A 23,243-nucleotide genomic window follows, 5' to 3' on the forward strand; every position below is an offset into this window, starting at 1 on the left:
TGAAGGAGGCTGCCATGGCTAACAGTTTGATGCGTCTTGACCCTTTCCGCGACCTTGCCCGTTTCGATCCCTTCCGCGACATGGATGAAATGTTCCGCGACTTTGCGCCGGCAGCGTGGCGCGGCGCCGACGTGGCGCCGCGCATGCGCATGGATGTGAGCGAGACCGACAAGGAGTATCTGGTCAAAGCCGAAATCCCGGGCGTGCAGAAAGAGGACATCAAGGTGGCCGTCAACGGCAACCAGGTGTCGCTGAGCGCCGAGATCAAGGATGAACAGCAGGCCGGCGCCAACAAGACCGGCGCCCTGCGCAGCGAGCGCTACTACGGACAGATTCAGCGCAGCTTCACGCTGCCGCAGGACGTGGATGACGAGCAGGCCGAGGCCCGCTACGAAAACGGCGTGTTGCACCTGACCCTGCCGAAAAAAGTCGGCACCGGCGGCAAGCAGCTGTCCATCCAGTAATCAGCGCGAGGGGGCGTTGCAGGCCGGGTCGGCATCCCAGCGGCCGGAGCAGATGCGCGAGCGGCACAGCATGCCTTCGATCAGTCCTAGCTGCTTGCATCGCGCCAGCAGTTGCGCCGTGCTGTCGCCTTCCTGGCGCTCGACCACGTCGCGATTGCGCTCCGGCAGTACGGCAGTCGGCTTGTTCGAGTGCGCGACCAAAGCGGTGAGCAGGGCGACATCGGTATCGCCGGCAGCCGCTGCCGATGCCGCGACGGCGGGACGCGCCACCGGCAGGTGTGCAGCGGGCGCAGCGGCGGTGCTTGCCTGCCTGTGTGTTGTGCCGGCCGCGCGTGGCGCGTCGGACCTTGCCAGCGTGTGCGTGGCCGGCGCTGCTGCGGATTGCGGGTGAGACGCAGGCACCGGTGTTGGTGATGGCCGGGCTATCGACTCATTCACAATAGCCGCCGCCTGGTCGGCCGGTGGGTTTGCCGCAGCAGCTTGCGGCTCCACCGCTTCAATTGGCCGCCGCTCGAAATGCGTGCGTACGCTGCTGCGACTGCGCGCGAATGAGCCAGGGGTGAGTGTGTCATCGTGCACCAACCAGGCGACCGTGCAAATAGTCACCACCAGCAGGCCCAGGCCGACGGTCCAGCCGTCGACGGTCCAGCCGCCGGTGCGTGACGGCTTGGCCGCTGTCTTCGGGCCGTGTTCCAGATGCGCCAGGATGCGCTTGCCGCCATCCGCCGCTGCGCGGTTGGAACTCATCAGGTCGGGTTTTTGCTTCGAAGTATCCACGGTATTTCCTCCGAATTTGATCTGGTCTTTCACGCCGCTTGCTGGAGCGCCTACGATGAAACGTTCTCGCACCTCAGTGTCCGATCTGCGGCGCGACCTTGCTTTGACGGAGCGCACCATGTTTCTCTTTTCAGTCTTGCTGTTTTTCATCTTCGCTTGCGTGGGCGCATGGCTGGCGCTGTTTCCTGCGGGGCGCGACGTGGTGGCGCAGTCGATGTCGGCGATCGGCCGGCGCATCGAACAGGGACTGCGCGGCGGCTACCGGCAGGGCACGCAGCAGGCGGCGCAGGCGGGACGCAGCGCCGGCGGCGGTGTGCTGCGCGCGTTGAAATTTTTACAGCGCCGCTATCTATTAGTGCTGTCGGCCACGGTGCTGCTGACCGTGCCGCCGATGCTGGCGCTGGTGCTCAGCGGCCGCAGCATGCTGGGCGGCTACGACAGCGACAGCCACGCCATCAACGACCAGGTCGCGGATCTGCTGAAGGGCGAGCAGTTGGCGGCGCCTGCGCCGTTGCCGCCGCTGGCCTTCACGACGGCGGAGGTGGCGCTGGTGCGGCCGCTACTCGACGGCGCCAACCGCAACTGGCGGCAGCTCGATCCCGACTTCGCCCAGCGCCTGTTGCTGGTGTTCAGGATCATGAAAGAGAACCACGGCTACGACATGGCGATCCTGGAGGGCTACCGCACCCCGGAGCGGCAGAACGCGCTGGCCGCCGCAGGTCCCAGCGTGACCAACGCCAAGGCCTTCCAGAGTTATCACCAGTTCGGCCTGGCGGCCGACTGCGCCTTCCTGCGCGATGGCAAATTGCTGATCTCCGAAAAAGATCCGTGGGCGATGCGCGGCTACCGCCTGTACGGCGAGGCGGCCGAGGCGGTCGGCCTGCGCTGGGGCGGGCGCTGGACCATGATGGACTTCGGCCACACGGAGTTGCGGGTGGCGGGCACCGTGCGGAAATAGCCCGGCATGCGGTGATAGTTGCGCAGTCTCAAGAAATCCCAGCATTATTGGTGGCAACATTTATTGGTCCGCTTGCTGCTCAGGCGCCGTCGTTCAAGCCGGCCTAGACCCATGATGCGAAGAATCTGGTACTTCCTTACCGATACCCGCCACCTGACCATCATCGGCCTGACTGCGATGGCGGCCCTGTTCTACCTCGGCGCGCAAGTGCTGGAGCTGGCCCTGATCTGGGCGCTGGCGGCCACCGCGCTGATGCTGCTGCTGGCCGGCGCGGTCTGGCTGTGGCGGCGCCGGCGCGCCCGTCGCGAATCCGAACAGCTGGGCGCGGCCATCGGCGCCCAGGCCGCTGCCGAGGCGCCGCCGCAGGACCAGTCCGGCGCCGAGGTCAAGCTTATCCGCGACGACATGCTGAAGGCGATCGACACCATCCGTGGATCGAAGATGGGCATCGTGTCCGGCACGCGCGCCTTGTACGAGCTGCCGTGGTACATGATCATCGGCAATCCGGCGGCCGGCAAGAGCACGGCCATCACCAACTCCGGCTTGCAGTTCCCCTTCGCCGACGGCAAGATCGTGCAGGGCGTGGGCGGCACGCGCAACTGCGACTGGTTCTTCACCACCGACGGCATCCTGCTCGACACGGCGGGCCGCTACTCGGTGCAGGACGAGCATCGCGCCGAATGGTTCGGCTTCCTGGACCTGCTGAAGAAGTACCGTCGCCGCGCGCCCATCAACGGCATCCTGATCGCGGTCAGCATCGCCGAGTTGCGCGGCGACGATCCCGAGGTCGGCATCAAGCTGGCGCGCAGCCTGCGCAAGCGGGTGCAGGATCTGATCGAGCGGCTGGAGGTGTTCGCGCCGGTGTACGTGGTGTTCACCAAAGCCGACCTGATCGCCGGCTTCGGCGAGTTCTTCGCGCGCGCCGAACGCGGCGAGCGCGAAGGCGTGTGGGGCGCGACCATGCCCTACAAGCGCAACAGCGGCAGCCAGCAGATGATGACTTTCTTCGACCACAGCTTCGATGAGCTGTGCGCCGGCCTGAAGGAACTCAGCCTGGCCAATATGAGTCAGCAGCGGCGCGACCGCATGGAGCCCGGCGTGTTCACCTTTCCGCTGGAGTTCGCGACGATACGCGCGCCGCTGCGCAGCTTCCTCGTCACCCTGTTCGAGGAAAACCCGTTCCAGTTCAAGCCCGTGTTTCGCGGCTATTACTTCACCAGCGCCTTGCAGGAGGGCGTGGCGGTCAGCGAACAGTCGCAGCGGCTGGCCAGGCGCTTCGAGCTGTCGCTGCCGGACGCGCCGCCGGTCGCCGCCAGCGGGCAGTCGGGCTTCTTCCTGCTGAACTTATTCCGCAACGTGATCTTCGCCGACAAGGACCTGGTGTCGCAGTACGCCAGCAAGCATAAGGTCAAGCTGACTTACGCGGCGTTCTTCGCGGCGGCGGTTTTGCTGGGCGTGTCGCTGGGCGGCTGGAGCTGGTCGTATCTGGGCAACCGGCAGCTGGTCAGCAATGTCCAGGCGGACCTGGACAAGGTGATCAAGCTGCAAGCCAATCGGTTGGATCTGCAATCGCGGCTGGAGGCGCTGGAGATTCTGCAGGATCGCATCGAGCAGCTGGACAAGTACCGTGAAGACCGGCCATGGTCGCTGCGTATGGGCCTGTATCAGGGCGAGCTGCTGGAGCGTAAGCTGCGCGAGGAATACTTCGCCGGCGTGCGCGAGGTGATGCTCAAGCCGGTCGTCGCCAACCTGGAGACGCTGCTGTCGGAGATGAACGCCCATGCCGACCAGTTGCAGGCGCCTGGCGCAGCTGCGCCGGCCACACCGGCCGCCGCGCCGGGACGCCAGTTCCAGGAAGCCTCCGCCGTCAACGTCGAAGATGCCTACAACGCCTTGAAGAGCTATCTGATGCTGGCCGATACCGCGCGCGCCGAACCCGGTCACCTGAACGACCAGTTGACCCGCTACTGGCGCGGCTGGCTGGAAAACAACCGTGGCGCCATGCCGCGCGAGCAGATGATACACAGTGCCGAACGGCTGATGTCTTTCTACTTGGCGCAGATCGCCGATCCATCCTGGCCGCGCATCGAGCAGAAGCTGGCGCTGGTCGACCAGGCGCGCGAGAACCTGCGTCGCGTGGTGCGCGGCATGCCGGCCAGGGAGCGTGTCTACGCCGACGTCCGCGCCCGCGCCAACACGCGCTTCCCGGCGATGACGGTGGCGCGCATGGTGGGCGAGCAGGATCAGGCGCTGGTCACGGGAAGCTATGCCATCGCCGGCGCCTACACCCGCGAGGCATGGGAAAAATATGTGCAGGATGCCTTCCGCGAAGCCGCCACGCACGAACTGCAAAGCGTGGACTGGGTCCTGAAAACCGCCGCCCGCGACGACCTGACACTGGAAGGCAGTCCCGAACAAATCCAGAAGGGGCTGACCGATTTGTACAAGGCCGACTACGCGCGCGAATGGCAGAAGTTCGTCCAGGGTGTCACCATCGCCAACCTGAATGGCTTCGATGCGGCGGTCACCGCGATGAACCGCCTTGGCGATCCGCAGTCCTCGCCGATCGCCAAGCTGCTGACCACCATCCATCAGCAAACGTCCTGGGACAATCCGGCCATCATGAGCGCCGAGTTGAAGGAAGCGCAGACCGGTTTCGTCAACTGGGTCAAGAACAGCGTGCTGCGGCGCGGGCGTTCGCAAGTGAACGTCAACGTGCAGCTGGAGCAAACCCGCAGCGACAAGCCGATGGGACCTATCGGCCGCGAGTTCGCCGGCGTCGGCAAGCTGGTGGCGGCCAAGGACAAGGATGCGTCGCTGATGCGCTCCTACATGGAGGCGCTCTCCAAACTGCGCAGCCGCCTGAACCAGCTGAAGAACCAGGGCGATCCCGGCCCCGGCGCGCGCCAGTTCATGCAGCAGACCTTGGAGGGCAGCGGCTCCGAACTGGCCGACGCGCTGCGCTACGTCGACGAGCAGATGCTGACCGGGATGAGCGACTCGCAGAAGCAGTCCATCCGTCCCATCCTGGTGCGACCGTTGATGCAGACCTTCGCCGTGCTGGTCGGCCCTGCCGAGGCGGAGATCAACAGGACCTGGGTGGCGCAGGTCTACGAACCGTTCCAGCAATCGCTGGCCAACAAGTATCCGTTCTCGCCGAACGCCCGCATCGAAGCCGGCAGCGCCGAAATCGCCCAGTTCTTCGGGCCGGACGGCTTGATCGCCAAGTTCGCCACCGGCGCCATGGGGCCGCTGGTGCTGCGGCGCGGCGACGTGCTGGCGCCGCGCACCTGGGCCGACATGGGCATCACGCTGTCGCCGCAAACCGTGGCGCGCTTCCCCGGCTGGATCGCACCGATAGGCGCGGGCGGCGTCGCTTCGTCGTCGGCCGCCGCGCAGACCATCTTCCAGATCCAGCCGATGCCGGCGCCCGGCACGCTGGAATACACGGTCGATATCGACGGCCAGCAACTGCGTTACCGTAACACGCCGGCGCAGTGGGCCAACATGGTTCATCCCAGTCCGCAGGGAGTGCCCGGCGCGCGCATCACGGCGGTGGCCTTCGATGGCCGCAGCGTGGAGGTGTTCAACGAGCCTGGCCAGTTCGGCCTGAAGCGCTTGATCGACGCGGCGGCCAAGCAGAAGCGCGACGGCGGCGTGTTCGAACTGCGCTGGACCAGCGGCGCGATCACGGTGGCGATGGGACTGAAAATCATCAGCAGCCCTGACAGCAGCGGCGCGGCGCCACAGGACCAGGGCTTCCGCGGCATGAAGCTGCCGGAAACGATAGTCGGAGCCGCGCCATGAAGCGGCCGGCGCAAGCCGCGCGCATCGGCTACTTCGGCAAACTGCCTGCGCGCGCCGACTTTATCAAGGCCGCCGACAGCCTGGCGCTGGCCAATCTGCTGGATGGCTGGCTGGCCGAGGTCATGAATCTGCTCAGCGTCGATCCCCGCTGGAAGCTCAACTACGACGCCATGCAGCCGCTGGATTTCGCCTTTGTTGGCACGCGCAGCAGGCGCGCCATCGCCGGACATCTGCGGGCCAGCAGCGACCTGTCGCAGCGACGCTATCCCTTCCTCAGCATGAGCGCCATCGAGATCGACGACCCGCGCAGCTTCGTCGCGCGCAGCCCGCTGGTGCTGGCGCCGTTGTGGGAGCTGCTGGAGCCGTTGGCCGACGACGTGTTCGACGCGGCGGAGCCGGAAGCGAGCTTGCAGGTGATGGCCGCCACCACTGTCGATATCGATCCCGCCGCCGCCGACCATCAGCAGCTGTTCACCGACTTCCTCGACCGCCACAGCGTCGCCGGCCTGGAGGCGATGCTGGGTAAGGCGTCGGTGCGGCGGATGATATTGGCGATCGGCCTGCTGTTGCAGCCGGTGCGCCGCTGCGGCGCTGCGCGTCTTGATAAAAGCCTGGTGCTGCCCTTGCCGCCGGCCCCGCGCCAGCGCTACCTGGTGGCGGCGTTCTGGCTCGATCTGATCGCGCCATTCCTGCAGCAGGCCGACTTCGAATTGAGCCTGTTCTTCGGCGAGCAGCGCGAGCAGTCGGTGCTGGTGGTCGGCTTCGGCGGCGCCGCGCCGGAGACGCTGCAGGCGGTGATCGATCCGCTGTATGCGGCCGAGCAGCAGATCACCTTCGAGTACGCGGGCTGGGTCGATGAACTCATCGCCGGCGATGCCAATGTGCAGAAGCTGTCGGCCTATCTGGACCAGGGCCAGTTGTCGCTGCGCTCGGCCCACGCGCTGTTCCACGAAACCTTTGCCTGATAAGGAGCCATGCGATGCGCCAGCGGATCCTCTGGCCGGCGGTGATGCCGGCTTTGCTGTCCACCTCATTCTATTGCGTCGCGCAGGCGCCGCAGCCTGCCACGCCCAAGCCGGGGCAGATACTGGTCAGCGGCGCCGTGCCCGACGAGGCGAGCAAGGCCGCCATGCTCCAGCACCTGCGCGATCTGTACGGCGCTGATCGGGTGGTCGACCAGATCGCGATCTCGCCGGTGTCGCTGCCGCCCAATTGGAACGGCTACGTGCAGAAGCTGATCCAGCCGAACCTGAAGCTGATCAGCAAGGGCGAGTTGAAAATCGACGGCACCAACGTCACCGTGCGCGGCGAGGTGGCCAACGAGGCGCAGCGCCAGCAGATCGCCAGCGACATCGCCACCAGCCTTAATCCCAGCTACACGGTCAACAACGGCTTGCGCGTCAGCGCGGCGGAGCAGAACCTGCTGGATGAAACGCTGGCCAAGCGCATCATCGAATTCGAGAGCGGCAAGGCGACGCTGACCGCGTCCGGCAAGGGCATCCTGGACGAGATGGCGGCCGCGCTGCAAAAGGTCAAGGGCAAGAAGGTGGAGGTGATCGGCCACACCGACAACATCGGCCTGCGGGAGAGTAACCTCGCGCTCAGCCAGGCGCGCGCCGAAGCCGTGCGCACCTACCTCGCCGACAAGGGGATTCCGGCGGAGATGGTCATGGTGTCGGGGCAGGGGCCGGACCGCCCTGTGGCCGAGAACAGCAACGCGGAAGGACGCGCGCGCAATCGGCGCATCGAGTTCCGCGTTGCTCAGTGAAGTTCAAGGCAGGGTGATCGTCACGTAGGCCGGGCGAGGCGCCAGTTTCACCAGGTCGCTGTAGCCGGCCAGCGTGTTCTGCGTCGAATGCGACAGCGACGACGACAGCCCGATGTAGGCGCTCAATCCGATCAGCGCGAACACTGCGGACATGGCCCACAGCGGCGTATTGCTGCGCAGCTTGTGGACGATTTGGTCCGGCCGTTCGGCCTGCGGCGCGAAGCCCTTGCTCTTGCCCTGAATGTGGGCGATCTCGTCGCCGACCCGCGCCGTCATGTAGGCCAGTTTGTCGCCGGAATCCAGCGCGTACTTGCCGCGAAAGCCGATCAGCAGGCACATATGGAACACCTGGAGCGCAGGCAGGCGCGCACCGCCGCCGCTGCGCAAGGCTTCGAGACGGTCGAAGAAGTGTTCGCCGGCCAGCTGGTCGCCAAAGATCACCAGTTGCAGCGGGCGCCGCTCCCAGGCGACGCGGATCGGGAAGGACGACGACAGAATGATCTCGTCCAGCGCCGCGCAGAAGGCGTACTTGGCGGCGTCGATGTCCTCGCCCTGGGCGCGCAGCTTGCGTGCTTCGCGGTCGAATTCCGCCAGGTAGGCGGTGACGGTGTCGAGGAAGTGCGCCTCTCCCGGCGGCACGCTGCCGTTCTTCAGCATGAACAGCAGGTAGAAGCCTTCCTGTAGCAAGTCCACCAGCGTATGTACATGGCCATAGCCAGGCTGCTGCTGGCGGCGCTGGCCGCCCATCAGCGTCGGAATGGCGCGGCGTTCGACCGGGGGCGTCATGCTGTCACCGCGATCAGGCCGAGGCGCAGGTCGCGTATGCCTGCCGGGACGTAGATCGAAATCGACTGCGCCTTCAACATCTGCTCATACAGCATGCCTTTGCCCTCCAAAGCGAAGTAGTGGGTGTCCGGCTGCACCGGAATCGCTGCGGGGACTTGTGGCGCATGGGTGATTTTCACGCCGGGCATGGCGGACAGCACGCATTTCTCCACGTCGTCCGGCGCACCGACCTTGACGCGCAGTGGGACGATTTCCACCAGCTCCAGTGCCGACAGCGACGCGCTGACGGCCAGGTACAGCGTGGTGCGCTGGTCGATCTTGCCGGAATCGAGCTTGCCCAGGTGGTAGCTGGGTTTGTCCTCCGTCAGCGCGATCGAGAAGTATTTGGTCGAGATGACCGTGTCCAGCAAATCGCGGATGATGTGATCGAGGCCGGAGAAGCACTGCGCCAGGTCGTCGTGCCGATAGCTGGGCAGGTGCGTCAACGAGTACTGTTTGGAGTAGGTCATCATGGCGCCGGCCAGTGCGAGCAGCGCTTCGAACAGCCGCTCGGGATGCAGGTCGGGATTGCGGACGTAGTGCATCAGCGCCGCAGCGGAGGTGCTGACCGTGTGCAGCAGCCAGAAGGATGAAACGTCGCCCGAGCGGAACTCGATCACGTTGCGGCTAGGCTCGCGCATGTGGCCTTGCAGCGATTGCACCTTGGCCTGCAAGGCGTCCATCAACCGGTCCAGCAGCGCCTTCAGACCCGGTGCGCTGGCGATCGACACCGCCGGTGGAATGAACTGTGGGTCCGGCTCGAAGCCGCCGGTGACCACGCGCCGCAGGCGGATCGCCGGAATGCAGTCGAAGGCGCCCAGTGGTTCCTGGTCCGACACCAGCCGCGCGGATTTTTTCAGATAGCTGACGTCCGTGCCGACAGCCTGTGTGTACAGGTCCGCCGTTTCGCGCGTGGTCTGGCGGTAGCGCGCGCCGTTTTGCTGCTCCTCGGTCGCGGCGTTGCCGCCGCCGGGCGACAGTGTGGGCAGTGCGATGTAGAAGGTCAGCTCCTGCAAGGTCGTCGGCAGCATGGACAGATCGATGGCCACGGGCAGGGGATCGCTGGCCGGCGCATCGACGATTTCGCCGTCGTGGAAAATCGCCGACAGCGACTGCAAGCGCAGGCGCTCGGTCTTCAGCGCATCCAGGTCCCACTCGATTTTGCGCACGCCCCACAGATAGGGATGCAGCGCATGGGCGGTCTGCTGCAATCGGGCTTCGTGATACTGGTCCTGCTGCTGGAAGTGCTGCGGCCGCAGGAACAAGCCCTCACCCCAAAGAACTTTGGACGGAATACTCATGCTGTCTCCAATCTTATTGACAACGGACAGAGGCCAACGGCTTGCCGGCCTCGCTGGAAGCTGCCGCACCGTCGCCCACGCTCATCGCACAGGCATGCAGGCCGACAGTGATGCCGGATTTTTCCGCGTCGCCGGCGGCGAAAGCCAGCCGCCAGCGTTGTTCGGCGGGTGAACGGAACAGCGCAACCACGCCGATGAAGTAGGCCTCGCGCGTGACCTTCTCGACGATCTCATAACGCTGGCCGGGGATCAGCATCACCTCCTTGACCTCCAGCAGATCGTTGCCGAGCAATTCGCGTTCTCCTTGAGCGCTGAGGAAACCGTTGAGCGGCATCTGCTGAAACGCTGCCGTTTGCCGCAATTTATAGATCCGCGCCGCCAGCGCCAACGGCTGGGAACCCGCGCCGGCATTGAGGTTCTGGCTCGCATGCAAACGGATCGCGACGCTGCGCGGCGGCTTTTGCGCATCCGGCAGCTCGGGCGGTTTGCGGATGCCGGCCATCTCCATCGCCGCGCTGGCGATGGACCCTGCGGCGCAGCCCTGCAACGCCAGCAACCCTGCGATCACGATAGTTTTCTGGGCATTCATATTTTCTCCAAGCGGTTCAGCCATTAGAGCGAAAGGCGCGCCGCTGAAAGTTGAGGCTGCGCAAGCTAAGCCAAGAAGAAACAGTCATTGAGTAAGCGCAATGGTGGACACAAGCATTCGGGAATAATGGGACCCTTCATGACCGCATACGCAAGAGGAGAACTTGATGATCACTCCAAGAACGTGGTTGCCCTGCATGGCGAGCTTGTTGTTGCTGTCGGCTTGTGCGACGGACGGCGACTCGGTCCGCAGCGACAAGCTGCAAGCGTCGACGCTGGAGCATGCGCTGGCCGAAGCGGATACCGCCCTGGCGTCCGGCCAGAGCGACAAGGCCCAAAGTATCCTGAAGGGCGCGGCGACCAGCTACCCGGCCGACAAGACGCCCTGGCTGCATATGGCGCAGATCAAATTCGACCGCGCCAGCTATGGCGAAGCGATCATGAATGCGCTGGAGGCCTTGCAGCGCGATCCCAACGACAAACTCGGTAACAGCATCGTCGCCGTCAGCGGCCTGCGCCTGTCGACCAAGGCGCTGGCGGACCTGAGCCAGCAGAACAATCTCAGCGGATCGTTGCGCTCCGAAGCGCAGGACCTGGCCAAGCTGCTGCGTAGCAGCCTTGGGGAGGACGTGTTGGTGCCCACTTCGAACAACTCACGCAAGGCAGTTCCTGCGGCAGCTTTCGGCAAGAAGACTGCCGTCGCGCCGGCGGCGCCGCAGCCCAAGGCGAGCAACCAATCCAACAGTAGCGACCCTTTCGGCGGCTTGAAGTAAGTCCGTCGCCCGCGTTTTCCTTTTCGATGGAGTGTGTATGGCTAACGGAGACAGTGTACAAAAGCGCCTGACCAAGGTGCGTCCGCCACGGGTGCAGATGACATATGACGTGGAGATCGGCGATGCGATGGAAAACAAGGAGCTGCCATTTGTGGTCGGCGTGGTCGGTGATTTCGGCGGCAATTCGGACGTGGAAAAAAAGCGCCTGAAGGACCGAAAATTCGTCAGCATCGATAGCGGGAATTTCGACGAAGTGCTGAGCGGCGTTGAACCTGTGGCGCGCTTCCAGGTACCCAATCAGCTCAGTGGCGACGACACCAGCTTCAACGTGGAGCTGCGCTTCAAGGCGATGTCGGATTTTCGTCCGGAGTCAGTGGTGCAGCAGGTCGAGCCGCTCAACAAGCTGCTGGAAGCGCGCAGCAAGCTGGCCGACCTTCGCAACAAACTGGCCGGCAACGACAAGCTGGAAGACATCCTGAGCGACGTCCTGACCAACACCGACAAGCTGGCTAGCTTGAAATCCGCCAAGGGAGGCTGACATGTCCGCACAAATGAACCCGATGCAGGAGGCCGCGCCGGCGGCGGAAGGCGCCAGCCTGCTGGACCAGATCGTCGAGCAGAGCAAAGTGGCCAAGTCCAATGTGGAGCATGCGCGCGCCAAGGACATCATCTCGGAACTGGTTAGCCAGGTACTGGATGGAACGGTGGTCGTGTCTAATAATCTGTCGGCCACGCTGGATGCGCGCGTGGCGGAACTGGACCGCCTGATTTCCAGCCAGCTGAGCGCCATCATGCACGCACCGGCTTTCCAGAAGCTGGAGCAAAGCTGGACCGGCCTGCATTACCTGGTCAAGAACTCCGCCACTGGCCAGGGCCTGAAGATCCGCATGCTCAACGCCACCAAGCGCGAGCTGGTGAAGGACTTCCAGTCGGCGCTGGAGTTCGACCAGAGTTCGATGTTCAAGAAGGTCTACGAAGAAGAATTCGGCACCTTCGGCGGTGCGCCCTATGCGGCGCTGCTGGGGGACTTCGAGATCTCGCGCCAGCCCGAGGACATGTATTTCATCGAGCAGATGTCGCACGTCGCCGCCGCCTCGCATGCGCCCTTCATCGCCTCGGCCGCGCCGGAGCTGTTTGGCCTGGAGAGTTACGGCGACCTGGCCAAGCCGCGCGATCTGTCCAAGGTGTTCGACACCGTGGAATACGCCAAGTGGAAGGCCTTCCGCGAATCGGAAGACTCGCGCTATGTCGGCCTGGCGTTGCCGCGCTTCCTGGGCCGCCTGCCATTCAACCCGGTCGACGGTACCACGGTCGAGGGCTTCAACTTCGTCGAGGAGGTGGACGGCACCGACCATCAGAAGTACTTGTGGTGTAACGCCGCCTACGCCTTTGGCGCGAAGCTGACCAAGGCCTTCGACGATTTCGGCTGGTGCGCGGCGATCCGCGGCGTCGAAGGCGGCGGCCTGGTGGACGACCTGCCCACCCACACCTTCAAAACCGACGAGGGTGAAGTCGCGCTCAAATGCCCGACCGAAGTCGCCATCACGGACCGCCGTGAAAAGGAACTGAGCGACCTCGGTTTCATCTCGCTGGTCCACTGCAAGAACACGGCCTATGCAGCCTTCTTCGGCGCGCAGTCGGCGCAGAAGGCCAAGAAGTACAACTCCGAAGCGGCCAACGCCAATGCCGTGCTGTCGTCCCAGCTGCAATACATCTTCGCCGTCTCGCGCATCGCGCACTACATGAAGGCCATGATGCGCGACAAGATCGGCAGCTTCGCCGCAGCCTCCAACGTCGAGGACTTCCTCAACCGCTGGCTGATGAAATACGTCCTGCTGGACGATAACGCCAGCCAGGAGCAGAAGGCCCAGTTCCCGCTGCGCGAAGCGTCGGTGCAGGTGCACGAGGTGGCGGGGCGGCCGGGCGTGTACCGCGCCGTGTCCTTCCTGCGGCCGCATTTCCAGCTGGACGAACTGTCCGTTTCCCTCCGTCTGGTCGCGGAGCTGCCGCAGTCGACCAACAACTGATGTTCACTATAACCTGAGACAGGAGCATGCAATGGCAATCGACGTCTATCTGTACATTGATGGTATCAAGGGCGAATCCAACGACGACCGGCACAAGGACTGGATCGAATGCAAATCGGTCAGCTTCGGCGTGGAGCAGCCGAAATCGGCTACCGCTTCCACCGGCGGCGGCCACACGGCGGAGCGCTGCGAGCATCGCGACATCGTGCTGTCCAAGCTGGCCGACTTGTCCTCGCCGATCTTGCTGCAAACCTGCTCGGCGGGCCGCACCATCCCCAAGGCCAAGTTCGAGTTCATGCGCGCCGACGCCCAGGGCGAACGCGTGAAGTACTTCGAGATCGAAATCGAAAATGTGCTGATCGGCGCCGTCTCGCCGTCCGTTGAGGAAGGCGACATCCTGACCGAAGACGTGGCGCTGAAATTCTCGAAGGTCAAGTGGAAATACACGCAACAGAAAATTAGCGGTGGCGCCGGCGGCAATACCTCCGGCGGCTGGGACCTGGCCAGCAACCGCATCGTCTGAACCTTGTTCCCCTGCGCCCGCAGCGGATCGTGCGGATCCGTCGTGGTGCGCGTTTTATGGCCAGGCCGGCCTGGCCTGGCCTTTTTTTGAAAGCATGCGATGAATGGCTTTACTCCCGGCCTGTTCGACCGTTTGCTGGACCCTCAGGGCGGCCATGCCCGCAACGGCGCGGGCCTGTCGCTGGAGCAGTGGAAGGACGCCGTGGCGCGCGACCTCGAGGACCTGCTCAACACCCGCTGCGCGCTATCGGAAGAGCTGCTGAATGCCTATCCCGAGTGCGCCGGCTCCATCGTCAACTACGGGCTGATCGACTTTGCCGGCATGTGCCTGAGCAGCAGCGAGGACCGGGCCCGCATCTGCGCCTGCCTCAAGGCCGCCATCGAACGACATGAATCCCGGCTGCGCAATGTGCAGGCGCGCCTGGAGCGCGAGATCGGCTCGATCAACCGCGTCAGCTTCGCCATCAGCGCAACGCTGGCTGGATTGCCGATGCGCGAGGCGGTCAATTTCGACGCCGTCCTGCAACCCTCATCGCTGCACTATTCAATCAATCGCAGCACCCGCGGAGCGTGAGCATGAATCTCAACCTGAAAACCCTGATCGGCAAGCTCAATGACACCACCCGCCTGGCCGCCACGCGCGCCGCCAGCATCTGCGTGGCGCTGGGCCAGTATGAAGTGGAGGTCGAACATCTGTTCCTGGCCTTGCTGGAGCAGGAGCGCTGCGATGTGGCGCTGATCGCCCGCCAATGCTGCGTCAGCACCGAGGCGCTGGAGGCGGACCTGCACCATGAAGTCAGCCAGTTCAAGACTGGCAGCACCCGCACTCCGGTGTTCTCGCGGCAGTTGCCGCTGCTGCTGGAGCACGCGTGGCTGATCGCATCGCTGGCCACGCCACAGCCGGATCGCATCCGCAGCGCGCACCTGCTGGTGGCGCTGCTGACGGAGCCGGAGTTGTCGCAGCTGGCGCAGCGCGCCTCGCCGCTGTTCGGAGAGATTCCCATCGATGAGGTCAAGCACAAGCTGGAGAAATATACCCATGGCTCGCAGGAAGAAACGGCCGCAGCCGACGCAACCACCGCCACCACGCTTGCCGACCTGGCGCCGCAGGGCAGCCCGCGCACGCCGGCGCTCGATCAGTACACTACCAGCCTGACGCAGTTGGCGCGCAGCGGCAAGCTCGATCCCGTCATCGGCCGCGAAGCTGAGATCCGCCAGGCCATCGATATCCTGATGCGCCGCCGCCAGAACAATCCCATCCTGACTGGCGAGGCCGGCGTCGGCAAGACCGCCGTGGTGGAAGGGCTGGCGCTGCGCATCGCCGCCAGCGACGTGCCGGACGTGCTGAAGGGCGTGGAGATCCGCACGCTGGATATGGGCCTGTTGCAGGCAGGGGCCAGCGTCAAGGGCGAGTTTGAAAATCGCCTGAAGAACGTCATCGACGAGGTCAAGCAAAGTCCGCACGCCATCATCCTGTTCATCGACGAAGCCCACACGATGATAGGCGCGGGCGGCCAGGCGGGCCAGAACGATGCGGCCAACTTGCTCAAGCCGGCTTTGGCGCGGGGCGAGTTGCGCACCATCGCCGCGACCACCTGGAGCGAATACAAGAAGTACTTCGAGAAGGATGCCGCGCTGGCGCGGCGCTTCCAGGTGGTCAAGGTCGATGAGCCAAGCGAGGAAATCGCCAGCGCCATGCTGCGCGCCATGACGCCGCTGATGGAACGGCACTTCGGCATCCGCATCCGCGACGAGGCCGTGACCGAAGCGGTGCGGCTGTCGCACCGCTACATCAGCGGCCGCCAGTTGCCAGACAAGGCGGTCAGCGTGCTCGATACCGCCTGCGCGCGTGTCGCGCTGGCGCAGAGCGGAACGCCGGCGCTGCTGGAGAACGCCGCCAGGAGCATGGAACGCCTGTGCGTTGAAATCGCCGCCTTGAAACGCGAGGACGATGGTCACGCGCACGCGCAGCGCCTGCGCCAGTTGGACGAAGCGTATGCGAAGCTCAAGGTGGAACACGCACAGCACAACGAGCGCTGGCAACGCGAGCAATCGATCGTCGCCGCCATCGCGCGTGAACGTGCCGCCACCAACGGCGCGGCGCAGACCCATGCTCTACGCGCGGAGCTGGCGGCGCTGCAAGGCGAAGCGCCGATGGTGCCGGTGGACGTGGACGCCGCCACCGTCGCCGCCATCGTCTCCGGCTGGACCGGCATACCGCTGGGGAAAATGGTCAAGGACGAGATCCGCACCGTGCTCAAACTCCAGGATGCGCTACAGACGCGCATCCTCGGCCAGGACCACGCCATCGCCGCAGTGGCCCAGCGCGTGCGCACCGCGCGCGCCAACCTGGACGACCCCAACAAACCCAAGGGCGTATTCCTGTTCGTCGGCCCATCCGGCGTTGGCAAGACCGAAACCGCGCTGGCGCTGGCGGACCTTTTGTACGGCGGCGAACGCAAGCTCCTCACCATCAACATGAGCGAATACCAGGAGGCGCACAGCGTCTCCGGCCTGAAAGGCTCGCCGCCCGGTTACGTCGGCTATGGGCAGGGCGGCGTGCTGACCGAAGCGGTGCGCCGCAATCCCTACAGCGTGGTGCTGCTGGACGAAATCGAAAAGGCCCACCCGGACGTGACCGAGCTGTTTTTCCAGGTCTTCGACAAGGGCGTGATGGACGATGCGGAGGGGCGCGAAATCGACTTCCGCAACACCATCATCATCGCCACCTCCAACGCCGGCTCGGCCGCCATCATGCAGGCTTGCCTGAACCAGGAAACGTCGCCGACCGAGGCCGCGCTTGAAGCGCTGCTACGGCCACACTTGGTCAAACATTTCAAGCCGGCCTTCCTGGGCCGCCTGAAAGTGGTGCCGTACTACCCGATACCGGACGCGGTGCTGGTGCAGATCATCGCGCTCAAGCTGGATCGCATCGGCCAGCGCATCCGCGATCACCACCACGCGGAATTCAGCTACGACCAGGCGCTGATCGAAGCGGTGCTGGCACGCTGCACCGAAGTCGATTCCGGCGCCCGCAACGTCGACCATATCCTCAACGGCAGCCTGCTGCCGGAGATCGCCGAGGCAGTGCTGCAGCGGATGTCGGAAGGCGCCGCCATCGGCAAGATCAAGGTCGGCGCCAACAAGCAGGGCCAGTTCAAATACACTATCAAATAGTCCGGAGGCGAACCATGTTCAGCATCGTTCAACTGCTACAGCCCATCAGCGCAGCGCAACCCTGCGGCGAGGACGTCGCCTTCAGCGCGGAGGTGGACCAGATCGCGCAGGCGCGCGTGCACGACGACCCCACGCTGGACCAGGGCGAATGGATCTCCGCCTTGAGGGAAGCCGATTGGCCGCTGGTCGCCAGCCGCAGCGCCGGCATGATCGCCAGCCGCAGCAAGGACATGCGGCTGGCGGTGTGGCTGGCCGAGGCCTTCGCCAAGACGCGCGGCCTGCGTGGCCTGGGCGACGGCTACGCGGTGTTGAGCGGATTGTGCGAGCACTATTGGGACGGCATGTACCCGGGCGCCGACGACGGCGACTACGAACAGCGCATCGGCAACCTGTTCTGGCTTCTGGCCCGCACGCCGCCGCTGGTCAAGGAGATGCCGCTGACGGAAGGCGCGGCGCTGCTGCCTGACGCCGAATACTGCCTCGCCATGCTCACGGGCCTGGAAGGCATCGTCGACCAGCGTCTGGGCGCGGAGGGGCCGGGCTTCAGCGCCGCCAAGGACTGTCTGCTGGCCGTGATCCGAAGTGTGGCTCCGGTGGGGAGCGTGCCGATATTGGCGGCCGCCGGTGACGCCCCGGCCGGCCAGGTGGCCGTGGTTGCCAGCGGGACGCCGCAGGACCGTCGCCAGGCGCTGGCGCAGCTGCGGGTGGTCGCCGATTTCTTCCGCCGCACCGAGCCGCACAGCCCCGTCGCCTACCTGGCCGACAAAGCTGCCAGCTGGGGCGACATGCCGCTGCACGTCTGGCTGCGGGCAGTGATCAAGGACCCTGCCGCCATCTCCAGAGTCGAAGAGTTGTTGGGCGCGCAAACCGCCAGCGAGTGAGTAATATCCTTGAAGAAATATTTCCTTTGAGGCTATAGTTTTCCCTTAAATGGTGCTAGCATGGATTTAAAGGCCCATCCATCTCCATTTTGAGGACTGCTATGAACAACCTGAAAATTGGCACTCGCCTCGGTTTCGGCTTTTCACTCATCCTGTTGATGCTGACGGCAATGACCATCATCGGCATCCTCCGGTTGAGCAGCGCCAGTGCGCTGACCGACCACATGATCAACGAGAAGATCCGCGACGAGCGGCTCATCGCCGAGTGGGGCAAGATCATCGAAGTGAACGCCGCCCGCACCACCGGCGCCTGGATGGTCGCCGATCCCGCCGACCAGAAGAAACTGGAAGGCATGATGGCAGAGTCCTCCGGTCGCGCGACCAAGATCCAGGACCAGATCGGCGCCAGCATCGAGGACGAGGAGCTCAAGCCCTTGTTCAAGAAGGTGCTTGATACCCGCAAGACCTACACCGAGATCCGCAAGGCCGTCTTCGCCGCCAAAAATGCCGGCGATCTGGAAAAGGGCAAGAGCCTGTACGAAGGCGACATGGCGCAAAGCCGTATCCTCTACCTCGACGCGCTGAAAAAATTCGCCGACAAGCAGGCGGAATTGCTGGACCAGGCGGCAGTCGAAATCCAGCAGCAGTACACCAGCGGCCGCACCTTGCTGGTGTTGCTGGGATTGGCAGCGATTATCATGGGCGTATTCGCCGCATGGTGGATCACGCGCACCATCACCAATCCGATCAACGAAGCTGTGAAAGTGGCGGAGACCGTGTCATCGGGTGACCTGACCAGCGACATCCAGGTCAGCAGCAACGATGAAACCGGCCAGTTGATGAGCGCCCTCAAAACCATGAACACGAACCTGGTCAACATCGTCGGCCAGGTGCGCAACGGTACCGACTTGATGGCCAACGCTTCCACCGAGATCGCCGCCGGCAACCACGACCTGTCGTCGCGCACCGAGCAGCAGGCCAGCTCCTTGCAGGAAACCGCCTCCTCGATGGAGGAGCTGACATCGACCGTGCGCTTCAACGCCGAGAACGCGCGCGAGGCTAACAAGCTGGCCGTCACCGCGTCGGAGATCGCCAGCCGTGGCGGCGCCGTGGTGGGTGAAGTGGTCAGCACCATGGGCTCGATCAACGACTCGTCGCGCAAGATCGTCGACATCATTTCGGTCATCGACAGCATCGCCTTCCAGACCAATATCCTGGCCTTGAACGCAGCCGTGGAAGCGGCGCGCGCCGGCGAACAGGGACGCGGCTTCGCGGTGGTGGCCTCGGAGGTGCGCAACCTGGCGCAACGCTCGGCCGCAGCGGCCAAGGACATCAAGGGCTTGATCGACGACTCGGTGCAAAAAGTGGCGCAGGGTTCGGACCTGGTCGACAAGGCCGGCCAAACCATGAGCGAGATCGTCGTCAGCATCAGCCGTGTCACGCAGATCATGACACAGATCAGCCACGCCAGCGAAGAGCAGAGCATCGGCATCGCGCAGGTCAACGACGCGATCACGCAGATGGATCAGGTCACGCAGCAGAACGCGGCGCTGGTGGAGGAAGCCGCGGCGGCGGCCGAATCGATGCAGGAGCAATCGGCCAAGCTGGCCGACGTGGTCAGCGTGTTCAAGCTCGATGCGTCGCAAATGGCGACGCAGGCCCGTGCTTTGCCGCCTGCGCGGCCGCGTGTGGCGGTGCCTGCACGCCGTCCGGCGCCGGCGGCAGCAGCTCCCGCCAAGAAAGCGCTGGCGACCGCGCCCAAACGCGCGGCGGTGGCTTCCAGTGAATCCGACTGGGAAGAGTTCTAAGCACCTTCGGCGCCTTCGGTACAATGGTGGCCTATGACGACCAGTACCGACGGCGCCGCCGCACCATCCATTCCACGTTCCACCCGCGCGCTGTGCGCTACCTGCCTGCGTCCGCAGCAGACCTGCATTTGCCGCTGGGTAGCCGCGCTGCCGAACCAGGTGGAGGTGCTGATCCTTCAACACCCAATGGAAGTGAACAACGCCAAGGGCAGCGCGCGCCTGCTGCATCTGAGCCTGGCCGCCAGCCGCCTGGAAGTGGGCGAAGCCTTCGCGCCTGAGCGCTTGCAGACGCTGATGTCGCCCGCGCGCCGCAGCGTGCTGCTGTATCCCGACACGGCGGCCGACAAGTCGCTCGGCCTGGCCGCAGCGCAGCCGTTCGATGTGGACTGGTTGCGCGAGCCGCAGCTTCTGCGCCTGGTAGTGCTGGACGGGACTTGGCGCAAAAGCCGCAAGATGCTGTATCTGAATCCTGCGCTGCAAGCCTTGCCGCGCCTGCCGCTGCGCGATACGCCGCCGTCGCACTACCTGATCCGCAAGGCGCACCTGCCGGACCAGCTGTCCACGCTGGAGGCCACGGTCTACGCGCTGGCCCAATTGGAAAACGATATAAACAAATTCAATCCATTGATCGACGCCTTTGATGGCTTCGTGGCGCAGCAGGCTGGCTACGTTGCGCGACCGCCGTCAGGCGATCAGCTTTAAGCCCGGGGGCAGGGCCTCGCCCAGCATGCGTTTTTCGTCGGCCTGATCGAGCTGCACCACCTCGCGCACCATCGCGCTCCAGTTGGCCGGTGCGCCAACGGCGGCAAGGCGCCGCAGGATTTCCGTCCGCAGCGTTTCGCCGATATCGCGGGTACGGTCGCCCGTCATGCGAGCCAGATGGGCTGCGGCGAAACCGGCCGGCTCCACCTTCTTCCAGTCCAGCGACAGGATCGCGGCCAGCCATTGCTCGACGACGGCCGTCTCCACCACATCGTGCGCACTGCCGTGGAAGGGCTGGCGCGCGCCGACCCGGCTCAAGCCCCACAGGAAGCGCGCCTGTGCTGCTTCGGCCTTGCCGGTTTCGGCTGCGGCGCTGCGGGTTTTGTTGGCGGCTGCTTTGACGGCGGCCTTGGTGGCCGCTTCCAGCTGCCCCAACATCCACGCGCCGATTTCGGCCTTGTAGTTGCCGGGGATGCGTTCCAGTGATGCGCCCAGGCGCAGCATGTCTTCTTCGCTGCCGTTGACCAGCGTGTGCGGGCGGCGTCCGCGTTCCTGTGCGTCGGCCTGCACGTTGAAGGCGAAATCGTCCAGCACGCGCAGTTGCGCTTCCACACTCAGGCCGCCGGCCACGCGGCGCCACAGCGTCCACCATTCGGCGCAGACCTGGCTGTCCTTGTGGTGCTGGATGCCGGTGTCGAACATGGCCCACAGCTGCTCGATGCGCCATTCGTCCAGCGTGTAGCCAAAGCCGGGGCGCAGGCAATAACCGCTCAGGTTCAGCCACGCGCGTTCATGCTCGGACGAGCGGCGGCGGCCTTTGGTGCGCTGCATCAGCGCGTCGAACAGGCGGCGCAGCAACGGCGTGGCCCAGCTCTCGCGGTTGCCCAGCAGGTGTTCGAGCTGCGCGCGCAGCTGCTTGACTTCCTTGATCTCGACTTGCTGCGCGCGGCTGCCGAAGATGCGGTCTATCTTGTCGATGGCGGCATCGAAGCCGGCCGGCATTGGCGCTTCCTGCGGTGCTGCGGTATCGGCTTCGCCATCATCAACGGCGGACTCGCCGCGCAGCTGGAACTCCAGCAGCCAGCGCTGTGCGCCTTCGATGGCGACGCAATGTACGTCGAGTGTGCCGACTTCGCTCAGCGTGGCGGCCAGCTGTACCGGGATCTCCTTGCGTGCGTCGGCGCTGCTGCTGTCGCGCAGCACGGTGGCGATCGGTGGTAGCTGGATGTATTCGTCAGCTTGCAGCTCGACCAGCTCACCGGCTTGCGGCGGCGCGGCTTCGGAGATCGACGAGGCCAGATGGAAGCGCACCGGCCGGCCAAGGCGCAGCGCGAAAGTGCGGTCGACCAGCAGGATCTCGCGGTTCTCCACACTGCCGCGCGGCAGGATGCAGATCGCGCGGCGTGGCTTGTCCTGGCGCGCTTCGTCATCGAGCAGCAGGAAGTAGCTGCGCGGCGAGCCGCCACCGATCACCGGCGCTTGCCCGGCCTGACCCAGCGCGTAGGCGACACCGCCGCGCGCCACTGCCACATCCGGATTGTCGTTGTGCAGAACTTGCAGCGGCTGCCCGCGCCAGTTGGTCAGCGTGGCCTCAAGACGGCTGGCCAGCGCGTCGGCGCGGAACACACCGCCGTTGAGCAGCAGCGTGTCCGGCATAGGGATGGCGGCGCGGTCGTCGGCCGCCATGCCCAGCGCCTCGCGCGCGGCCGCCGCGTGCTGGCGCAGGAAGCTGGCGAGATGGCGCGTGATTGCCGCGTCGCTGGCGTAGGGCAGGCCGAATTCGACGATGGCGCCACGGCCGCGCCGCGCGGGTTCCTGCTGTTCGTTGAGGGGGAAGAATCCGTCCACTACCATCGCTGCGACTTCCTCGCGGGTCAGGTCGGCGGAGCGCGAACCGCCGATCAGGCGCGAGCCGGAACCGAGCAGGGTAACGGTGGTGCGCTCCGGCGCATCGGCCGCCAGCAGCAGCTCCTTTGCTGCCCTGCAGCGTTCCGCCAGTTGCGACAGGCTGCTGGCGGACAGGCGCGTCGCCGCACCGCCGGTATTCGACGCCATGCGCGTCTCGACCAGATGCGCCAGCGCCAGGTCCATGTTGTCGCCGCCGAGTATCAGGTGGTTGCCCACGCCGATGCGGCTGATCTGCGGCTGGCCTTCGATCATTTCGACTTTGATCAGACTGAAGTCGGTGGTGCCGCCGCCGACGTCGCACACCAGTACCAGGCGGGTGTCCGCCAGGTCGGTGGACAACGTCGCGCGCTGGCGGAACAGCCAGTCGTAAAACGCCGCCTGCGGCTCCTCCAGCAAGCGCAGGCTGGGCAGGCCGGCCAGGCGCGCCGCCTCCAGCGTCAACGCGCGCGCGCCTTCGTCAAAGGACGCAGGTATCGTCAGCACCAGCTGTTGATGTTCCAACGGATGCGCAGGGAAGCGCGCGTCCCACGCCGCCCGCACATGCGCCAGGTACGAGGCGCTGGCTGCCACCGGCGACACCTTGGCCACATCGGCCTCCGCGCCCCACGGCAGTATCGGCGCCATGCGGTCCACCTGGGGATGGGACAGCCAGCTCTTGGCGCTGGAGACCAGTCGCCCCGGCACCTGCGCGCCCAGCTTGCGCGCCAGGCGGCCTACCACGACCTGCGACAGGCCCGCGACATCCGCCGAAGGCCAGGGCAGTTGCAGGTCGCCGTCCGCCAGCTCGCCCTGCGCCGGGTGATAGCGCAGCGAAGGCAGCAGCGCACCGGCGCCGACTTCGCCAGGCGCCACCAGCTGCTCGATCTCGAACAGCCGGATCTGCGCGCTGTCCGGCTCCGAATAAGCCAGCACCGTATTGGTGGTGCCGAGATCGATGCTGACGACGTATTGACTCAT

19 protein-coding genes are annotated in these 23,243 nt (G+C 65.1%); 14 read left to right on the top strand and 5 right to left on the bottom strand.

Annotated features, from left to right (window positions below; genetic code table 11):
• Positions 1-14 precede the first annotated feature (14 nt).
• Complete coding sequence (locus D0T21_RS00640) at positions 15-464, top strand: Hsp20/alpha crystallin family protein (RefSeq protein WP_116987946.1); 450 nt, start codon at positions 15-17, stop codon at positions 462-464.
• Here the strand turns inward: D0T21_RS00640 and D0T21_RS00645 are convergent, their stop codons facing one another.
• The gene (locus D0T21_RS00645; protein ID WP_229211279.1) at positions 465-1,241 is read right to left on the bottom strand and encodes a hypothetical protein; all 777 of its coding nucleotides are present in this window, start codon (positions 1,239-1,241) and stop codon (positions 465-467) included.
• Positions 1,242-1,359: 118 nt separating this feature from the next.
• Here D0T21_RS00645 and D0T21_RS00650 point away from each other — a divergent pair, with 118 nt between their 5' ends.
• From D0T21_RS00650 to D0T21_RS00665, 4 genes are all read left to right on the top strand, one after another.
• Entirely contained in the window at positions 1,360-2,199 is an 840-nt protein-coding gene (locus D0T21_RS00650; protein WP_116987948.1) for a M15 family metallopeptidase, read from the top strand.
• A 114-nt stretch (positions 2,200-2,313) separates the two neighbouring features.
• Positions 2,314-6,006 carry a type VI secretion system membrane subunit TssM gene (tssM, locus tag D0T21_RS00655; RefSeq protein ID WP_229211403.1) on the top strand — a complete coding sequence of 1,231 codons (3,693 nt, stop codon included), beginning with the start codon at positions 2,314-2,316 and terminating at the stop codon, positions 6,004-6,006.
• Complete coding sequence (tagF, locus tag D0T21_RS00660; protein WP_116987950.1) at positions 6,003-6,971, top strand: type VI secretion system-associated protein TagF; 969 nt, start codon at positions 6,003-6,005, stop codon at positions 6,969-6,971. Before tssM ends, tagF begins: the two co-directional genes overlap by 4 nt.
• 14 nt (positions 6,972-6,985) lie before the next feature.
• On the top strand, positions 6,986-7,774 hold the full coding sequence (locus D0T21_RS00665; protein WP_116987951.1) for an OmpA family protein: 789 nt from the start codon (positions 6,986-6,988) through the stop codon (positions 7,772-7,774).
• Positions 7,775-7,777: 3 nt separating this feature from the next.
• On the opposite strand, the gene D0T21_RS00670 is transcribed toward D0T21_RS00665, so the two are convergent.
• The 3 genes from D0T21_RS00670 to tssJ are packed head-to-tail and all read right to left on the bottom strand — an operon-like array spanning position 7,778 to position 10,489.
• Positions 7,778-8,560: a DotU family type IV/VI secretion system protein gene (locus tag D0T21_RS00670; protein ID WP_116987952.1), complete on the bottom strand. Its 783-nt coding sequence runs from the start codon at positions 8,558-8,560 to the stop codon at positions 7,778-7,780.
• Positions 8,557-9,900: a type VI secretion system baseplate subunit TssK gene (gene tssK, locus D0T21_RS00675; protein WP_116987953.1), complete on the bottom strand. Its 1,344-nt coding sequence runs from the start codon at positions 9,898-9,900 to the stop codon at positions 8,557-8,559. Before tssK ends, D0T21_RS00670 begins: the two co-directional genes overlap by 4 nt.
• A gap of 13 nt (positions 9,901-9,913) precedes the next feature.
• Positions 9,914-10,489, bottom strand: coding sequence for a type VI secretion system lipoprotein TssJ (tssJ, locus tag D0T21_RS00680; RefSeq protein WP_116987954.1), 576 nt, complete (start codon positions 10,487-10,489; stop codon positions 9,914-9,916).
• A gap of 166 nt (positions 10,490-10,655) precedes the next feature.
• On the opposite strand from tssJ, the gene D0T21_RS00685 reads away from it, so the two are divergent.
• The 9 genes from D0T21_RS00685 to D0T21_RS00725 all read left to right on the top strand — a co-directional run bounded on the left by D0T21_RS00685 (position 10,656) and on the right by D0T21_RS00725 (position 20,378).
• The gene (locus tag D0T21_RS00685) at positions 10,656-11,261 is read left to right on the top strand and encodes a hypothetical protein (RefSeq protein WP_116987955.1); all 606 of its coding nucleotides are present in this window, start codon (positions 10,656-10,658) and stop codon (positions 11,259-11,261) included.
• Between the two features lie 37 nt (positions 11,262-11,298).
• Positions 11,299-11,799, top strand: a complete 501-nt coding sequence (gene tssB, locus D0T21_RS00690) for a type VI secretion system contractile sheath small subunit (RefSeq protein WP_116987956.1) — start codon at positions 11,299-11,301, stop codon at positions 11,797-11,799.
• A gap of 1 nt (position 11,800) precedes the next feature.
• Positions 11,801-13,288 carry a type VI secretion system contractile sheath large subunit gene (gene tssC / locus D0T21_RS00695; RefSeq protein WP_116987957.1) on the top strand — a complete coding sequence of 496 codons (1,488 nt, stop codon included), beginning with the start codon at positions 11,801-11,803 and terminating at the stop codon, positions 13,286-13,288.
• A 31-nt stretch (positions 13,289-13,319) separates the two neighbouring features.
• Positions 13,320-13,811: a type VI secretion system tube protein Hcp gene (locus D0T21_RS00700; protein WP_116987958.1), complete on the top strand. Its 492-nt coding sequence runs from the start codon at positions 13,320-13,322 to the stop codon at positions 13,809-13,811.
• 99 nt (positions 13,812-13,910) lie between these two features.
• The gene (tssE, locus tag D0T21_RS00705; RefSeq protein ID WP_116987959.1) at positions 13,911-14,384 is read left to right on the top strand and encodes a type VI secretion system baseplate subunit TssE; all 474 of its coding nucleotides are present in this window, start codon (positions 13,911-13,913) and stop codon (positions 14,382-14,384) included.
• A 2-nt stretch (positions 14,385-14,386) separates the two neighbouring features.
• Positions 14,387-16,987 (top strand): type VI secretion system ATPase TssH, encoded by a 2,601-nt coding sequence (tssH, locus tag D0T21_RS00710; protein WP_116987960.1) that lies wholly within the window; start codon positions 14,387-14,389, stop codon positions 16,985-16,987.
• A gap of 14 nt (positions 16,988-17,001) precedes the next feature.
• Positions 17,002-17,868, top strand: coding sequence for a type VI secretion system protein TssA (gene tssA, locus D0T21_RS00715; RefSeq protein WP_116987961.1), 867 nt, complete (start codon positions 17,002-17,004; stop codon positions 17,866-17,868).
• 101 nt (positions 17,869-17,969) lie between these two features.
• Positions 17,970-19,676, top strand: coding sequence for a methyl-accepting chemotaxis protein (locus D0T21_RS00720; protein WP_116987962.1), 1,707 nt, complete (start codon positions 17,970-17,972; stop codon positions 19,674-19,676).
• A gap of 33 nt (positions 19,677-19,709) precedes the next feature.
• Positions 19,710-20,378: a tRNA-uridine aminocarboxypropyltransferase gene (locus D0T21_RS00725; RefSeq protein ID WP_116987963.1), complete on the top strand. Its 669-nt coding sequence runs from the start codon at positions 19,710-19,712 to the stop codon at positions 20,376-20,378.
• On the opposite strand, the gene D0T21_RS00730 is transcribed toward D0T21_RS00725, so the two are convergent.
• A complete protein-coding gene (locus tag D0T21_RS00730) occupies positions 20,361-23,243 on the bottom strand; it encodes an Hsp70 family protein (RefSeq protein WP_116987964.1) in 2,883 nt (960 codons plus the stop codon). The genes D0T21_RS00725 and D0T21_RS00730 overlap by 18 nt on opposite strands.

Origin of the sequence: Duganella sp. BJB476 (assembly GCF_003416895.1) — a bacterium.
GTDB lineage: Bacteria > Pseudomonadota > Gammaproteobacteria > Burkholderiales > Burkholderiaceae_D > Rugamonas.

Bases quoted from the DNA above. Each gene is read 5' to 3' on its own strand.
- tagF (WP_116987950.1), top strand. From the start codon at position 6,003: ATGAAGCGGCCGGCGCAAGCCGCGCGCATCGGCTACTTCGGCAAACTG.
- D0T21_RS00640 (WP_116987946.1), top strand. From the start codon at position 15: ATGGCTAACAGTTTGATGCGTCTTGACCCTTTCCGCGACCTTGCCCGT.
- D0T21_RS00665 (WP_116987951.1), top strand. From the start codon at position 6,986: ATGCGCCAGCGGATCCTCTGGCCGGCGGTGATGCCGGCTTTGCTGTCC.
- tssE (WP_116987959.1), top strand. From the start codon at position 13,911: ATGAATGGCTTTACTCCCGGCCTGTTCGACCGTTTGCTGGACCCTCAG.
- D0T21_RS00700 (WP_116987958.1), top strand. From the start codon at position 13,320: ATGGCAATCGACGTCTATCTGTACATTGATGGTATCAAGGGCGAATCC.
- tssJ (WP_116987954.1), bottom strand. From the start codon at position 10,489: ATGAATGCCCAGAAAACTATCGTGATCGCAGGGTTGCTGGCGTTGCAG.
- tssK (WP_116987953.1), bottom strand. From the start codon at position 9,900: ATGAGTATTCCGTCCAAAGTTCTTTGGGGTGAGGGCTTGTTCCTGCGG.
- tssM (WP_229211403.1), top strand. From the start codon at position 2,314: ATGCGAAGAATCTGGTACTTCCTTACCGATACCCGCCACCTGACCATC.
- D0T21_RS00730 (WP_116987964.1), bottom strand. From the start codon at position 23,243: ATGAGTCAATACGTCGTCAGCATCGATCTCGGCACCACCAATACGGTG.
- tssH (WP_116987960.1), top strand. From the start codon at position 14,387: ATGAATCTCAACCTGAAAACCCTGATCGGCAAGCTCAATGACACCACC.
- tssA (WP_116987961.1), top strand. From the start codon at position 17,002: ATGTTCAGCATCGTTCAACTGCTACAGCCCATCAGCGCAGCGCAACCC.
- D0T21_RS00685 (WP_116987955.1), top strand. From the start codon at position 10,656: ATGATCACTCCAAGAACGTGGTTGCCCTGCATGGCGAGCTTGTTGTTG.
- D0T21_RS00725 (WP_116987963.1), top strand. From the start codon at position 19,710: ATGACGACCAGTACCGACGGCGCCGCCGCACCATCCATTCCACGTTCC.
- D0T21_RS00650 (WP_116987948.1), top strand. From the start codon at position 1,360: ATGTTTCTCTTTTCAGTCTTGCTGTTTTTCATCTTCGCTTGCGTGGGC.
- tssC (WP_116987957.1), top strand. From the start codon at position 11,801: ATGTCCGCACAAATGAACCCGATGCAGGAGGCCGCGCCGGCGGCGGAA.
- tssB (WP_116987956.1), top strand. From the start codon at position 11,299: ATGGCTAACGGAGACAGTGTACAAAAGCGCCTGACCAAGGTGCGTCCG.
- D0T21_RS00720 (WP_116987962.1), top strand. From the start codon at position 17,970: ATGAACAACCTGAAAATTGGCACTCGCCTCGGTTTCGGCTTTTCACTC.
- D0T21_RS00670 (WP_116987952.1), bottom strand. From the start codon at position 8,560: ATGACGCCCCCGGTCGAACGCCGCGCCATTCCGACGCTGATGGGCGGC.